This window comes from Streptomyces albospinus (assembly GCF_014648695.1).
Taxonomy (GTDB): Bacteria; Actinomycetota; Actinomycetes; order Streptomycetales; family Streptomycetaceae; genus Streptomyces; species Streptomyces albospinus.
Genome location: NZ_BMRP01000018.1, coordinates 102,348 through 115,746, shown reverse-complemented (window position 1 = coordinate 115,746; position 13,399 = coordinate 102,348). Strand labels below are relative to the sequence as shown.

The following is a 13,399-nucleotide window of genomic DNA, read 5'->3' as shown; positions in this document are numbered from 1 at the left end:
CGCGCCGCCCGCCGCCGCGGCTCCGGCGCCCGCACAGCCCCCCGCCGCCCCACCCGACTGCCCCGCCTCGCCGCTGCGGCAGCGCGGGCTCTCACCGGTGGCGCCGTACGGGGTCCAGGGTGGCCGGGGACCCGGCGATCCGCGCGGCGGATCCGGCCAACCCGACGTCCGGGGACCGAACATCATGAGCGGCACCGGAGACCCGGCGCCGCCCGGCGCACCGCAGGCGCCGGGCCGCTGGGACCTGCCCGGCCACCCCGACCTCCCCGGCCGCCCGGACGCCCCCGGAACCGCGCGGGCGGTGGCCCGCGTGCGCTGAACCCGCCCGGCACCCGCCGGCATCCGCCCCACGACCGCCCGACCGTCCGCAGCCCGTATCGATCGAGGTCCCCCACCCATGAACTCACGCCAGCGCCGCGGAGTGATCCTGCTGCTCCTGTCCGTCCTCTGTGCGGTCGGCGCGTTCGTCGGCGTGCTGTCGGTGATCCGGAACGTCGAGTCCGAGGTCGGTCCGGAAGAGACCGCGTACCGGCTCAAGGCGGACGTCGCGGCCTATAAAACGCTGGATCCCGGGCAGTTCGAAGAGGTGAAGATGCCCCAGCGGTGGCTGCCGCCCACCGCCGTGACCGACCTGGACAAGGTCAGCGGCAGGATCGCGGTGACCCCGCTGAAGAAGGGGTCGCTCCTCCAGGACGACATGATCGTCGACCGGCCGGCGCTGAAGCCCGGCCAGCAGGAGATCGCCATCATGATCGACGCGTCCACCGGAGTGGCCGGCAAGATCAACCCCGGTGCCCGGGTGAACATCTACGCCACCTTCGACGGCCGGCGCCCCGAGGACAAGCCGGTGTCCAAGGTCATCGTGGCCGGCGCCCAGGTCATCGACGTCGGCAAGCTGACGCCGCTGGAGGCCAAGGACCCCGGCACCACCAGCGGCACCACCCGCCAGCCCGGCCAGGCCGTCCCGATCACCTTCGCGCTGGACACCGAGGACGCCCAACGGGTCGCGTACGCGGAGTCGTTCGCCTCCCACGTGCGGCTCGCCCTGCTCGCCCCCGGCACCGAGGCCACCATCCCGCCGGCCGAGCGCACCTACACCCTCGACGGCGACAAGTGACCCGGAGGCACAGGTGACCATCCGCATCCTCCCGGCAGTCGGCGACCCGGACGCCGCCCGGGCCGTCTCCGCGCTCCTCGGCCAGCTGCCGGACGCCGAACCGGCGCCCGCGGTCGCCGACTCCACCGCGCTCCTCACCGCGCTGGCCGGCGCCGCCGGTCCCGGAGCGGGCGCCCCGCCGGCCGGCCAGGGGCTGCCCCCCGCCGGTGTGCCGTCCGGCGTCGAGGCGCTGCCCGAGGTCGTCCTCGTCCACGAGCGGATCGGCCCGATGCCGGCGCTGGAGCTGATCCGCGAGGTGGCGCTCCGCTTCCCCGCCGTCGGCGTCGTACTGATCACCACCGACGCCGGGCCCGCGCTGTTCTCCGCGGCGATGGACGCGGGCGCCCGCGGCATCGTCGGACTGCCGCTGGGCTACGACGAGTTGGCCGCCCGGGTGCAGGCCGCGGCCCAGTGGGCGGCCGGGGTCCGCGTGCACCTGGGTGGCGGCCCGGAAGCGGCCCCGGGTCCGGCCGGCACGCTGGTGACCGTGACCGGCGCCAAGGGCGGGGTCGGCACCACCGTCGCCGCCGTCCAGCTGGCGCTCGCCGCGCGGGCCGCGGGCCGCAGCGTGGCGCTGGTCGACCTGGACCTCCAGTCCGGCGACGTCGCCTCCTATCTGGACGTCCAGTTCCGCCGCTCGGTCGTCGACCTGGCCGGGATCCAGGACATCTCCGTACGGGTGCTCCAGGACGCGGTGCACGACCACCACACCGGTCTCGGGCTGCTGCTCGCCCCCGAGGAGGGCGAGCGCGGCGAGGAGGTCGACGACCGGGCGGCCCGCCAGATCGTCACCGCGCTGCGCTCCCGCTACGAAGTGGTGATCGTCGACTGCGGCTCCCAGATGCAGTCCGCCAACGCCGCGGCCGTCGAACTCGCCGATGTGGCCCTGCTGGTGACGACCCCGGACGTGGTCTGCGTACGGGCCGCCAAGCGGCAGGTGCGGCTGTGGGACCGGCTCCAGATCCGCAAGGCGGAGGACACCGTCACGGTCCTCAACCGCCTCACCCGCAACACCGAGATCCAGCCGCCGCTGGTCGCCAAGGCCACCGGCACCCAGGTCGCCAGGACCACGGTCCCGGCCGCCTTCAAGGAACTCCAGCCCTGCGTCGACGCCGGCCGCATGCAGGATCTCGACAGCCGCTCGGCGGTCAAGCAGGCGCTGTGGACGCTCGCCGGCGAACTGGGCCTGGTCGACGCACCGGCCGCCCGGCAGGGGAGGGGCGGCCACCGGGCCCGCCCGACGCTGACCGGGCGCAGGCGCAAGGCCATAACGGCGGGCGCGGCAGCGGAATCCGGCCCGGTGCCGGGTCCGACCCCGGCCCCGGCGGGCGCCGGGCGGTTCGGCGTCCGGCGGGGCGCCCCGTCCCCGTCCGGCGGCGCGGGTCCGTTCGATCCGGCCGGCCCGTACGAGGAGGGCTGACCGGTGCGGCGTCCGGTGGGCGGCAGCGACCGCGGCCAGGTCTCGGTGGAGTTCCTCGGGGTCCTCCCGCTGATCCTCCTGGTGCTGGTGCTGCTCTGGCAGTTCGCGCTGGTCGGTTACACCTACTCGCTCGCCGCCGACTCCGCCGACCGCGGCGCACGGGCCGCCACCGCCATCGAGGGCGGCGGCACCGGCGCCTGCCGCGCCGCCGCCGAGCGCGAGCTGCCGCGCGCCTGGCACGACGGCGCCGAGACCGACTGCCGGACCGAGGCGGGCCTGTGGAAGGCGACGGTCCGCATCAAGGTCCCGGCGCTCTTCCCGGGCGCCGGCCAGTTCCCGTGGACGGTCACCGGCACGGCCGGCGCGGCCAAGGAGGCGCGAGGGTGATGGTCCGCAACTCCCGTTTCCCCGCCCGGCGGTTCCGCCTCCCGACCCGCTGCCGCACCCGCTGCCGGGAGCGCGACCGGGGCTCCGCCTCCATCGAGTTCCTCGGCGTCCTGCCGATCCTCCTCGTGCTGGCCCTCGCCGTCATCCAGCTGGGCCTCGCCGCCTACGCCGTCCAGCAGGCCGGCACCGCGGCCCGCGCCGCCGCCCGCACCGCCTCGATGGACCGGGCCGACCGGGAGGCCGATCCGCAGGACGCCGGCCGCGCCGCGCTGACCGGCTGGGTCGCCGACCGCGCCTCGATCACCGTCGGCGGCTCGGGCGACACGGTCCAGGCGACCGCGACCGTGCAGATCCCCTCGATCGTCCCCGGCACCGACTTCGGCTCCGCCAGCCGCACCGCCACCATGCCCCGCCCCGAAGGAGCACCACCGCGATGAGCCTGAAAGCCCGGATCGTCGCACCCGAACCGGCCGGTGAGGCGCGCCAGGACGGCCATCTGGTCGCCGTCTACCGCGCCAAGCTGCTGGAGGAGATCGACCTGGCCGAGATGTCCTCGCTGGCCGCCGTGGAGCGCCGCTCCCGGCTGGAACGCGTGCTGGGGCACATCATCAGCCGCGAGGGCCCGGTCCTGTCCACCGCCGAGCGCGCCCAGCTCATCCGCCGGGTCGTCGACGAGGCGCTGGGCCTCGGCGTGCTCGAACCGCTCCTCGAAGACGCCTCGGTCACCGAGATCATGGTCAACGGCCCGGACCAGGTCTACGTGGAGCGGTCCGGCCGGGTCGAGCTGGTCCCGGTCCGCTTCGCCTCGCACGAGCAGCTGATGCAGACCATCGAGCGGATCGTCTCCACCGTCAACCGCCGGGTGGACGAGTCCAATCCGATGGTCGACGCCCGACTTCCGTCCGGCGAGCGCGTCAACGTCATCATCCCGCCGCTGGCCCTCAACGGCGCCACCCTCACCATCCGCCGCTTCCCGCGCGCCTACACCCTCGCCGAACTCATCGGCATCGGCACGCTCGACGAGCAGATGCTGATGCTGCTGGCGGGGCTGGTGCGCGCCAAGTTCAACGTGGTGGTCTCCGGGGCCACCGGCGCCGGCAAGACCACCCTCCTCAACGCCCTCTCGGGGCTGATCCCGGACGGCGAGCGGATCATCACCGTCGAGGACGCCGCCGAACTCCAGCTCCAGCAGACCCATGTCATCCGGCTGGAATCCCGGCCGCCCAACGTGGAGGGCAAGGGCCGGATCACCATCCGCGACCTGGTCCGCAACTCCCTGCGCATGCGCCCCGACCGCATCATCGTCGGCGAGGTCCGCGGCGGCGAGACCCTCGACATGCTCCAGGCGATGTCCACCGGCCACGACGGCTCGCTCGCCACCGTCCACGCCAACAGCGCCGAGGACGCCCTGATGCGGCTCCAGACGCTCGCCTCCATGTCGGACGTCACCATCCCCTTCGAGGCGCTGCGCGACCAGATCAACAGCGCCGTCGACTGCATCGTCCAGCTCACCCGGCACGCCGACGGCTCCCGCCGGATCAGCGAGATCGCCCTCCTCGACTCGCGCGGCCACGAGGACTACCGGCTCGTCACGGTCGGCCGCTTCGAGGCCGCACCGATGGGTGCCGACCGCGTGGTGCACGGCGCCTTCCGCTACTTCCCGCTGCCCCGCCGGGTCGCCGAACGCCTCTTCATGGCCGGCGAGCCCACCCCGCCCGCCTTCGGCGTGGCGGCCACCGACGACCAACTCGCCACCCGGAAGGCCACCACATGACCGGCGGGAACCCGCTCGCCCTGCTCGCCATCGGGGCCACCGTGCTGTGCGGCGCGCTCGCCATCGCCGGCGTACGGACGTACGCGTCCGGGCGCGCCCAGCGGCAGGCCGTGGTCGACCGGCTCGCGGACGAGTACGGGCCGCCGGTGACCGGCCGGCGCCGCCGCTTCCCGTCCGTCGACCGCACCCTGCGCACCACCCGCTTCGGCCGCCGCCTCGAACTGCGGCTGGCCGCCACCGGCCTGGACCTCACCCCCGGCGAGTTCTTCGTCTACATGGTCACCGCGGTGCTCGTCCTGTGGGTGGTCGCGCAGGCCGTGCTCGCCCCGTTCTTCGGCCCGATCGCCGCGCTGGTCGCCGTCTGGGCCGCGTTCGCCTTCCTCAACTGGCAGCGGCAGAAGCGGATCGAGAAGTTCATCAACCAGCTCCCCGAGCTCTCCCGGATCCTCGCCAACGCCACCCAGGCCGGCCTGGCGCTGCGCACCGCGCTGGGGATGGCCGCCGAGGAACTGGAGGCCCCGGCCGGCGAGGAGCTGGCCAAGGTCGCCGACAAGCTCGCCGTCGGCCACTCCGTCGACGAGGCGCTGGGCGAGCTGGCCGAACGGCTGCCCTCCCGCGAACTGGTCGTCCTGGTCACCACGTTGGTGCTCGCCAACCGCGCCGGCGGCACCGTCGTCGGCTCGCTGCGCAACCTCACCAAGACCCTGGAGGAGCGCAAGGAGACCCGCCGCGAGGTCCGCACCCAGCTCTCCCAGGTCGTGGTCACCGCGTACGTCGTCCCGCTGCTCGGCATCGGCACCCTGCTGCTGATGAACCGCATCGCCCCGGGCGCCATCGACCGGATGACCTCGTCCTTCCTCGGCCAGCTCGCGGTCGTGGTGGCCTTCGCCCTCTACGGGCTCGGCTTCTTCTTCATCCGCCGCCTCTCCAAGATCGACGTGTAGCACCCGCCCGAAGTCCCGTCCCCCGACGCCCAGGTACAGATAGCCGGTATCCCCATGACACTCGGAATACTGCTGGCCCTCGCCCTCGCCCTCTCGGTCGCCGGCATCTGCTGCGGTATCGCGCTCTACCGCCGCGAGGCCCGGCTCCCGCCCGACCTCGCGCTGTCGCTGGAGGTCGGCTCGACCCGTACGACGGCCGTCGGCTCGGCCGTGGACCGCACCGGGATGCGCTACGCCCCGCTCGTCCTGCGGCTGATGGGCGACAAGCGGGTCGCCAGGGTCCGCCGGCGGATCGACCTGGCGGGCAATCCCGGCGGGCTGACCGTCGACCGCTACGCCGCCCGCCGGGCCGTCTACGGGGCGCTGGGCTTCTTCGGGGCGCTGGTGATGTTCCTGCGCGGCCAGCCGCTGCTCGGTGTCCTGATGGTGCTGTTCGGCCTGTTCTGGAACGAGGTCGGCATCTGGGCGGCGATCCGGCAGCGCAAGGACACCATCGAACGCACCCTTCCGGACTTTCTGGACGTGCTGGCCGTCGTGGTGAGCGCCGGCCTGGGGTTCCGCCAGGCTCTCGACCGGGTCGCCGAGAAGTACGAGGGCCCCTGGGCCGACGAACTCCGCATCACCCTGCGCCAGATGGACATGGGCGTCAGCCGCCGCGCCGCCTTCGAGGAACTGCGCAAACGCAACGACTCCGAACAGGTCGCGCAGTTCGTCACCGCCCTCCAGCAGGGCGAGGAGCTGGGCTCGCCGATCGTCGAGACGCTGATCCAGATCGCCAACGACATGCGCCGCACGGACGCCCAGAACGCCCGACGGCGGGCCGCCCGTGCGGTCCCCAAGGCCACCATGGTCGTCACCACGTTCATGGTCCCGGCCACGATGATCCTGCTCATCGCCGGCTTCTTCCTCGGATCCGGCACCAACTTCGGCTCCCTGATGGGCCGCTGACCCATGGACCACACCGCATCTCCCTCCGCGGCCTGGCGCCGCTGGACCGGCCTCGGCGTGCCCGGCCTGGTCCTCCTCGGCACCGGGCTCGCCCTCCTCCAGGGCACCGCCTTCGCCCACGACACCTTCCACAACTGCCACTACTTCGGCCCGTCCTTGCGGATGCACATCGCCGCCTGGGCCGGTCTGGCCTGCGGTCTCGCGGCGCCGGCGGGCTATGCCGCGCTGTCCCGCGGCGCGGTCCGCAGAGGCTGGCGGCCCCAGGAGACCCGGGCTTCCGGGGTCGCGCTGGCCTTTGTGATCCTGGGCGTACTGCCGCTGTTTCTGGAGGCGTTCGGGGTCTGGGCGCTGTACGCCCCCGACCCGTCCGGCGGCAACGACTGCTCGGGACTGGCGTACGCGCTCGCCGGCGCGGTTCCGTACGCGGCCGGATGAGTGCGGTAGCGGGGCCCGCTTCTCGCCAACGCCTTCGCAAGCGCAACGAGTTGTGCCACAGTGGTGGCGCCGGGCGGGACCGCTCGCACAGGGGTGTGGGGGTACCGGCCGGACCGCATGGGCATGGACGCCGGGGCAGTGAGAGACGTGTCAGGTGTATCCGGAGGGGGAACGGGGGTGGTTGAGGTGCTGCGCAGTGGCCGAAACGCACCGGCGTACCCACCGCTCGTGGTTTCGGACGAGGATGAGGTTCGGAACCTCTGTTCCGGGAACGCTGTTCCGACGTACTTTTCTCGTGTCACGCGCGCGGACGACCGCGCCGGCACCACGGGGGCAGACCAGCCGGACCAGAGCGGGACGGCAGCCCATGGAGGGGAAGACGATGGCGAAGCGGATTGTGGGGAACGACCGGGGACAGACCTCGATCGAGTACCTCGGCATCATCGCGGTGGTCGTGGCGATCGTCCTGGTCCTGTCGACCACGGACTTCGGCAGCCAGATCGCGAACGCCATCGCCAACAAGATCTCCGACGTCGTCGGAATCTAGGCGCAGCCGCCGCCACTCCCGTGCCGGCCACCCTCACGCGCCGCCACCGGCGCGACGCGGGGCAGACCCTGCCGATCTACATCGTCGCGATCGCGGGCCTGCTCTTCCTCGCGCTCGCCTTCTTCGCCGTCGGCCAGGCGGCGGCCACCCGCAACGGCGCCCAGACCGCCGCCGACGCCGCCGCGCTCGCCGCCGGCCAGAAATACCGCGACGAACTCGGCAAGGGATTCCTCGACGCGCTGCGCAACAGCACCGGCGACCCGACCGCCTGGGAGGAGATCCTCAACGGCCGCGGCGTCCCCTCCGCGGCGGCCTGCCGGAGCGCGGACTGGTACGCCGGACGCAACGACGCCGCGGTCTCGTCGTGCACCCCGGACTCCTGGCCCACCTCCTTCGCGGTCACCGTCAGGACCCGTAACACAGTGGGCCGTTCGGTCATTCCGGGCACCGAGGGCACGCACGCCGCGGCCCGCGCGAAGGCGATCGTCGCGCCCCGCTGCACCCTCGGCGCGCCCACACCCCCGCCCGGCGGGCGACCCGCCCCCACGCCCACCCCCACGCCCGGCGACGGCAAGGGCACCGGGTCCGCCCCGGTCACCCTCACCTGCGACGGCAAGGGCTGGACGCTCGACCCCGCACACCCCCGCGATCTCCCCGCTGCCGCCGACCTGTTCTCCGTACGCCTGGCGCAGTGAGCCGCACCGACGCCCCCAGGACACCCCCGACTCACGATCAAAGGAACGCATCCATGAGCATTCGGCTCACCACCAAGGCCGCCAGGGGAGTGGTCGCCCTGGCGAGCGCGGTCGGCCTGGCTCTTGTCGCGGCCGGCTGCGGTGGTGGCGACGACGACGGTGCGCAGGCGTCGGACGGCAAGAAGCCGGCGGCCCACGCCTCCGCCCACAAGGACGACGGCGCCGGCAGCCCCGCGGCCGACGCCGACAAGGTCATCGGCGAGATGAAGGGCGCGGACGGCATAGTGGTCACCCTGCACTCCGTCATCCGCGACTCCGGCGGCTTCGTCACCGTCAACGGGACCGTCACCAACCACGGCACCCGCCCCTTCAACGCCATCGGCTGGCGCTCCAACGAGACCGAGCTGAAGTCCCGTTCGTCCATCTCCGGAGCCACCCTCGTCGACAAGTCCGGCAAGAAGCGCTATCTGGTCCTGCGCGACACCACCGGCGAATGCCTCTGCACGACCGGCCTCAGCGGCCTCATGCCGGGCGCCAGCCGGCCCGTCTTCGCGCAGTTCCCGGCGCCGCCCGCCAAGGTCACCGAGGTCGACTTCCAGTTGCCGACCATGCCGCCGGCCACCGTCCAGATCACGGATTGAGCCGCCGCCGATGACCGCCTCCCGTAGGGCCCTCACCGCCACCGCCGCGCTCCTGCTGACCGTTGCGCTCACCGCCCCGGCCGCCCACGCCGACCCGCCCGGCATCACCGAGGGCACCGACGCGCCCGTACGCATCGACCCCACCAACCCCCACCTGCGGATGGTCCAGGGCGCCAAGCTCGCCCCGCCCAAGGTCCTCAACATCAAGTCCGTCGTCGAGACCGACGACGGCTCCGAGCGCCGCCAGGACACCAACGACAACGTGACCTTCGCGCTCCAGGCCGAGGTCCTCTTCAGCAAGGACAGCGCCGAGCTGTCGCCGGACGCGCTGTCCCGGATCGGCGCCATCGCCGACGAGGCCAAGAAGCAGCACGCCACCAGCCTGCGGGTGTTCGGTTTCACCGACAACCTCGGCTCCGCCGCCCACGGCCTGGTCCTCTCCAAGGAGCGCGCCAACGCCGTCCAGCGCGAACTGGCCGACGGTCTCGGCTCGTCGGTCACCTTCCAGATCCGCGGCTACGGCGAGCAGTACCCGATCGCCGACAACAGCACCGAGGACGGCCGCAAGAAGAACCGCCGCGTCGAGGTCAGCTTCCCGCGCGGCACCGGCTCGTAGGCAGGCACCGCCCGTACGGAGGTGAAGCCCTTCCCCGGTGGGAAGGGCGCGGCAGGCGGGCGCCCCGGGGGAGTTCACCCGCCCTCCGCGCCCACCCGCAACCGCACGCCCCGGCGCACCCCCCACCGCGCCATCGCCCCCGCCTCCGCCTCCAGCACGTGCCGCGCCCGCAGCCGCGGGCGCCCCAACCGCCCCGGCCGCATGGTCCGTACGCCGAGCACCGTGAAGTCCCGCCCCAGATACGCGACATCGATCGCGAACCGCATCCCGAAGGTGTGCACCCCGCTCGCCGGCGTCAGCAGCAGCGCCCCCGCGAACCCGTCCCGGCCCAGCAGCCCCCGGGTACGGGCCCGGTACGAGGCCGCGATCTCCACCGGAACCTCAACTTCCGCCCCGTACAGGACACCTCGCCCGTTCTCCCTGCGCGCCATGTCCGCCGTTCTATCAACCCGCGCGCTCTAGGGTCTGTCCGGTGTCCGTCCTCCTGATGATTCTCGCCGCCGCCTACGGGGCCGCCACCGGGCTGCTCCTGCCGCGGCCCGCGCACCGGATGTCCGTGGAACCGGAGGACGACTGGCGCGCGGGCTGTCCCGCGGGCCATCCGATCACCGGCGCGCTGCGGGGCTGGCTGGGCCCCGGCCGCTGCCCGGCCTGCCGGGCGCCGTACGGGCCCGGCGCGCTGCCGCCGGCCGCGGCCGGCGCGCTGGTCTGCGCGGCCCTGGCGGCGGTCGCCGGCGCCCGCCCGGAGCTCGCCGCCTGGCTGCTGACGGCACCGGTGGCCGTGCTGCTGGCGATCATCGACTGGCGGGTACGCCGCCTCCCGGACGTCCTGACCCTCCCCCTGGCCGGGGTGCTCGCCCTGGCCCTGGGCCTTGCCGCCTGGTGCACCGGCGAGCCCGGCCCCTGGCTCCGCGCGCTGCTCGCCGGCGCCGCGCTCGCCGCCTGCTACCTCGTCCTCCACCTCGTCAACCCGTCCGGCATCGGACTCGGCGACGTCAAGCTCGCGATCGGGCTGGGGGTCGCCCTTGGGTGGTACGGCTGGCGCACGCTGGTCACCGGGGGCGCGGCGGGAATCCTGCTGGGTGCCCTCTACGGCGCGGGCCTGCTGCTCACCCGCCGCTCCGGCCGGAACACGACCATGCCGTTCGGCCCCTTCATGATCGCCGGCGCCTTCTGCGCCCTCCTCCTGGGCGCCGCCGCGTCCCGCTGAACCCCGCGCTCCGCTCCCGCCGCCGCCCCGAGCCACGCCGCGAGCACCCGCGATGCACGAAGCACCCCTCCCGTGGGGTTATGGTGGAAACCCCCCCTCGGGCCGGTCCGTATCCCCCCCACGGACCGGCCCGCTTTTTTTGCCCGCACCGGTGGCCGCCCCGGACCCTGGCCGAAAACCGGCGATCGCGGGCCCGGTGGGCGCCCGCTCAGCTCCGGCGGGCCCAGATGTTGACGCCCTCGGTGGTGCGCGCGAACGCGTCGATCTCGGCGAGCTCGTCATCCGTGATCTTGGGTGCGTCGAGCGCCGCCACATTGGCCTCCAGCTGGGCGACGCTGCTGGCGCCGATCAGCGCCGAGGTCATCCGCTCGTCGCGCAGCACCCAGTTCAGCGCGAGCTGCGCGAGGGACTGGCCGCGGCGCTGTGCGATCTCGTCGAGGCCGCGCAGCCGGCGGACGACGTCGTCGGAGAGCAGGTCCGGGTCCAGGGACTTGCCCTGGGAGGCGCGCGAGCCCTCGGGGATGCCGTTCAGGTACTTGTCGGTGAGCATCCCCTGCGCCAGCGGGGCGAAGGAGATGCAGCCCATGCCCTCGTCGGCCAGCGTGTCCAGCAGCCCGTCGTCCTCGATCCAGCGGTTGATCATCGAGTACGAGGGCTGGTGGATCAGCGGGCGGACGCCCATGCCGCGCAGCAGCCGGGCCGCCTCGCGGGTCTGCTCGGCGTTGTACGACGAGACGCCGACGTACAGCGCCTTGCCCTGCTGGACGGCGGACGCCAGGGCGCCCATCGTCTCCTCCAGCGGGGTGTCCGGATCGAAGCGGTGCGAGTAGAAGATATCGACGTAATCGACACCCATCCGCTTCAGTGAGGCATCCAGCGAAGAGAGGAGATATTTCCGCGAGCCCCATTCGCCGTAAGGGCCGGGGTGCATCAGATATCCGGCCTTTGTCGAGAGAATGATCTCGTCGCGGTAGCCGCGGAAGTCCTGGGCGAAGATCTTTCCGAAGTTCAGCTCGGCGGACCCGGGCGGCGGCCCGTAGTTGTTGGCCAGATCGAAGTGGGTGACGCCCAGGTCGAAGGCGCGGCGAAGGATGGCTCGCTGGGAGCTGAGGGTGCGGTCGTCCCCGAAGTTGTGCCAGAGTCCGAGGGAGATGGCAGGGAGTTTGAGGCCGCTGCGGCCGGTACGCCGGTACTCCATGGAGGCATAGCGTGAATCCGCGGCGCGGTAGTCGGTGCCAGTGGTCATGCTCATCTCCCTATCACGGACTTGTGACCTACCTGATTGGGCTGTTGAGACAGCCGAGAAGTAAAGTTGGCCCCTTAGGCGACGGGGGCGATCGGCACGGAGGGGCTGGACCACACATGCTGCGATCTTCCGGGATGCGCATCCCATATCCGCCTGCACTGCGCGATCTCGTCTACCGGCTGTACGCCCGCCGGGTGGAGGGACGCCTCGACCACACCCAGGTGCCCAAGCACATCGGCGTCATCCTGGACGGCAACCGGCGCTGGGCGCGCGCCGACGGGCGGACCGCGGAGCAGGGCCACCAGGCCGGCGCGGCCAAGATCGAGGAGCTGCTCGGCTGGTGCGCCGAGACCGACGTCGAGGTCGTCACGCTCTGGATGCTGTCCACCGACAACCTCGACCGGCCCGAGGCCGAGCTGACCCCGCTGCTGGGGATCATCGAGAACACCGTGCGCGACCTGGCCGCCGACGGCCGCTGGCGGGTGCACCACGTCGGCAACCGCGATCTGCTGCCGGACGCCACCCAGCGGGTGCTCAAGGAGGCCGAGCAGGCCACGCTCGCCAACAAGGGCATCCTGGTGAACGTCGCGGTCGGCTACGGCGGCCGTCAGGAGATCGCGGACGCGGTGCGGTCGCTGCTGCTGGAGCACGCCGAGCGCGGGACGTCCTTCGAGGAGCTCGCCGAGATCGTCGACATCGACCTGATCTCCGAGCACCTCTACACCCGCGGCCAGCCGGACCCGGACCTGGTGATCCGGACCAGCGGCGAGCAGCGGCTGTCGGGCTTCATGCTCTGGCAGAGCGCACATTCGGAGTACTACTTCTGCGAGGTCTTCTGGCCGGCGTTCCGGAAGGTCGACTTCCTGCGCGCGCTGCGCGACTACGCCGCCCGGCACCGGCGCTACGGCTTCTAGGGGTTCCAGGGCTTCCAGGCCCTCTCCGGTGGGTCGGGGCCGGCGCGCCCGACCCGCCGGACAGGCCCAGGACGGACTTCCGGACGCCTTCTGACGCCCCCTCGGACGGCTGCTCCTTCGGGTGATTCGGGCCCTCGGCCGGACCGCTTCCGGCGGCTTCGCCCGCATTCCCGCCGGTCAGCCGTCACCCGTAACCAAAGGTTCATCGAGCGTGCGTCATATGCCGTGGCATGGGCGCGCGGGTTCGAGGGAATATCCCTTCCAGGTCGGCGTCCGGAAACAAGCCATCGGGCGCCGGATCTCAGCGGACGGCATGGGGCCGTCCGCCCGGGAGGCCCTTTGCGCATCACGGAGGATCGTGCGTACCGCACGGACGACGCGAGGGGCCGGCGTTCGGCCCGCGCAGCGTGGCCAGAACCCGGTCCTGTCCCCGGCGACGTCGTCGCACCCCAACCTCATCCGAGGG

At 72.8% G+C, this 13,399-nt stretch carries 16 protein-coding genes and 1 pseudogene; 15 read left to right on the top strand and 2 right to left on the bottom strand.

Annotated features, from left to right (window positions below; translation table 11 throughout):
- The 13 genes and pseudogenes from IEZ17_RS42760 to IEZ17_RS24030 all read left to right on the top strand — a co-directional run.
- Window positions 1–319: pseudogene (locus tag IEZ17_RS42760) on the top strand (hypothetical protein); the annotation flags it as partial.
- Window positions 320–397: 78 nt separating this feature from the next.
- Entirely contained in the window at window positions 398–1,117 is a 720-nt protein-coding gene (gene cpaB / locus IEZ17_RS24080) for a Flp pilus assembly protein CpaB (protein WP_189303413.1), read from the top strand.
- A gap of 13 nt (window positions 1,118–1,130) precedes the next feature.
- Window positions 1,131–2,576, top strand: coding sequence for a CpaE/TadZ family protein (locus IEZ17_RS24075; RefSeq protein WP_229852587.1), 1,446 nt, complete (start codon window positions 1,131–1,133; stop codon window positions 2,574–2,576).
- A 3-nt stretch (window positions 2,577–2,579) separates the two neighbouring features.
- Window positions 2,580–2,963, top strand: a complete 384-nt coding sequence (locus tag IEZ17_RS42755) for a TadE/TadG family type IV pilus assembly protein (RefSeq protein ID WP_229852586.1) — start codon at window positions 2,580–2,582, stop codon at window positions 2,961–2,963.
- Window positions 2,963–3,400, top strand: coding sequence for a TadE family protein (locus tag IEZ17_RS24070; RefSeq protein WP_189303411.1), 438 nt, complete (start codon window positions 2,963–2,965; stop codon window positions 3,398–3,400). Before IEZ17_RS42755 ends, IEZ17_RS24070 begins: the two co-directional genes overlap by 1 nt.
- Window positions 3,397–4,737 (top strand): TadA family conjugal transfer-associated ATPase, encoded by a 1,341-nt coding sequence (locus IEZ17_RS24065; RefSeq protein ID WP_189303409.1) that lies wholly within the window; start codon window positions 3,397–3,399, stop codon window positions 4,735–4,737. The genes IEZ17_RS24070 and IEZ17_RS24065 overlap by 4 nt, the downstream gene beginning before the upstream one ends.
- Window positions 4,734–5,681, top strand: coding sequence for a type II secretion system F family protein (locus IEZ17_RS24060; RefSeq protein ID WP_189303407.1), 948 nt, complete (start codon window positions 4,734–4,736; stop codon window positions 5,679–5,681). Before IEZ17_RS24065 ends, IEZ17_RS24060 begins: the two co-directional genes overlap by 4 nt.
- Window positions 5,682–5,735: 54 nt before the next feature.
- Window positions 5,736–6,629, top strand: a complete 894-nt coding sequence (locus IEZ17_RS24055; protein WP_189303405.1) for a DUF5936 domain-containing protein — start codon at window positions 5,736–5,738, stop codon at window positions 6,627–6,629.
- A gap of 3 nt (window positions 6,630–6,632) precedes the next feature.
- Window positions 6,633–7,064, top strand: coding sequence for a hypothetical protein (locus IEZ17_RS24050; RefSeq protein ID WP_189303403.1), 432 nt, complete (start codon window positions 6,633–6,635; stop codon window positions 7,062–7,064).
- Window positions 7,065–7,446: 382 nt separating this feature from the next.
- Window positions 7,447–7,611: a hypothetical protein gene (locus IEZ17_RS24045; protein WP_189303401.1), complete on the top strand. Its 165-nt coding sequence runs from the start codon at window positions 7,447–7,449 to the stop codon at window positions 7,609–7,611.
- A gap of 20 nt (window positions 7,612–7,631) precedes the next feature.
- Window positions 7,632–8,306, top strand: coding sequence for a pilus assembly protein TadG-related protein (locus IEZ17_RS24040; protein WP_189303400.1), 675 nt, complete (start codon window positions 7,632–7,634; stop codon window positions 8,304–8,306).
- A 53-nt stretch (window positions 8,307–8,359) separates the two neighbouring features.
- The gene (locus IEZ17_RS24035) at window positions 8,360–8,947 is read left to right on the top strand and encodes a hypothetical protein (protein ID WP_189303398.1); all 588 of its coding nucleotides are present in this window, start codon (window positions 8,360–8,362) and stop codon (window positions 8,945–8,947) included.
- Window positions 8,948–8,957: 10 nt separating this feature from the next.
- On the top strand, window positions 8,958–9,563 hold the full coding sequence (locus IEZ17_RS24030; RefSeq protein WP_189303396.1) for an OmpA family protein: 606 nt from the start codon (window positions 8,958–8,960) through the stop codon (window positions 9,561–9,563).
- Window positions 9,564–9,637: 74 nt separating this feature from the next.
- On the opposite strand, the gene IEZ17_RS24025 is transcribed toward IEZ17_RS24030, so the two are convergent.
- Window positions 9,638–9,994 (bottom strand): DUF192 domain-containing protein, encoded by a 357-nt coding sequence (locus IEZ17_RS24025; protein ID WP_189303394.1) that lies wholly within the window; start codon window positions 9,992–9,994, stop codon window positions 9,638–9,640.
- Between the two features lie 41 nt (window positions 9,995–10,035).
- On the opposite strand from IEZ17_RS24025, the gene IEZ17_RS24020 reads away from it, so the two are divergent.
- On the top strand, window positions 10,036–10,773 hold the full coding sequence (locus tag IEZ17_RS24020) for a prepilin peptidase (protein ID WP_189303392.1): 738 nt from the start codon (window positions 10,036–10,038) through the stop codon (window positions 10,771–10,773).
- 208 nt (window positions 10,774–10,981) lie between these two features.
- On the opposite strand, the gene mgrA is transcribed toward IEZ17_RS24020, so the two are convergent.
- The gene (mgrA, locus tag IEZ17_RS24015; RefSeq protein WP_189303390.1) at window positions 10,982–12,019 is read right to left on the bottom strand and encodes an L-glyceraldehyde 3-phosphate reductase; all 1,038 of its coding nucleotides are present in this window, start codon (window positions 12,017–12,019) and stop codon (window positions 10,982–10,984) included.
- Between the two features lie 134 nt (window positions 12,020–12,153).
- On the opposite strand from mgrA, the gene IEZ17_RS24010 reads away from it, so the two are divergent.
- Window positions 12,154–12,933 carry an isoprenyl transferase gene (locus IEZ17_RS24010; protein ID WP_189303503.1) on the top strand — a complete coding sequence of 260 codons (780 nt, stop codon included), beginning with the start codon at window positions 12,154–12,156 and terminating at the stop codon, window positions 12,931–12,933.
- The last annotated feature ends 466 nt before the right edge of the window (window positions 12,934–13,399 follow it).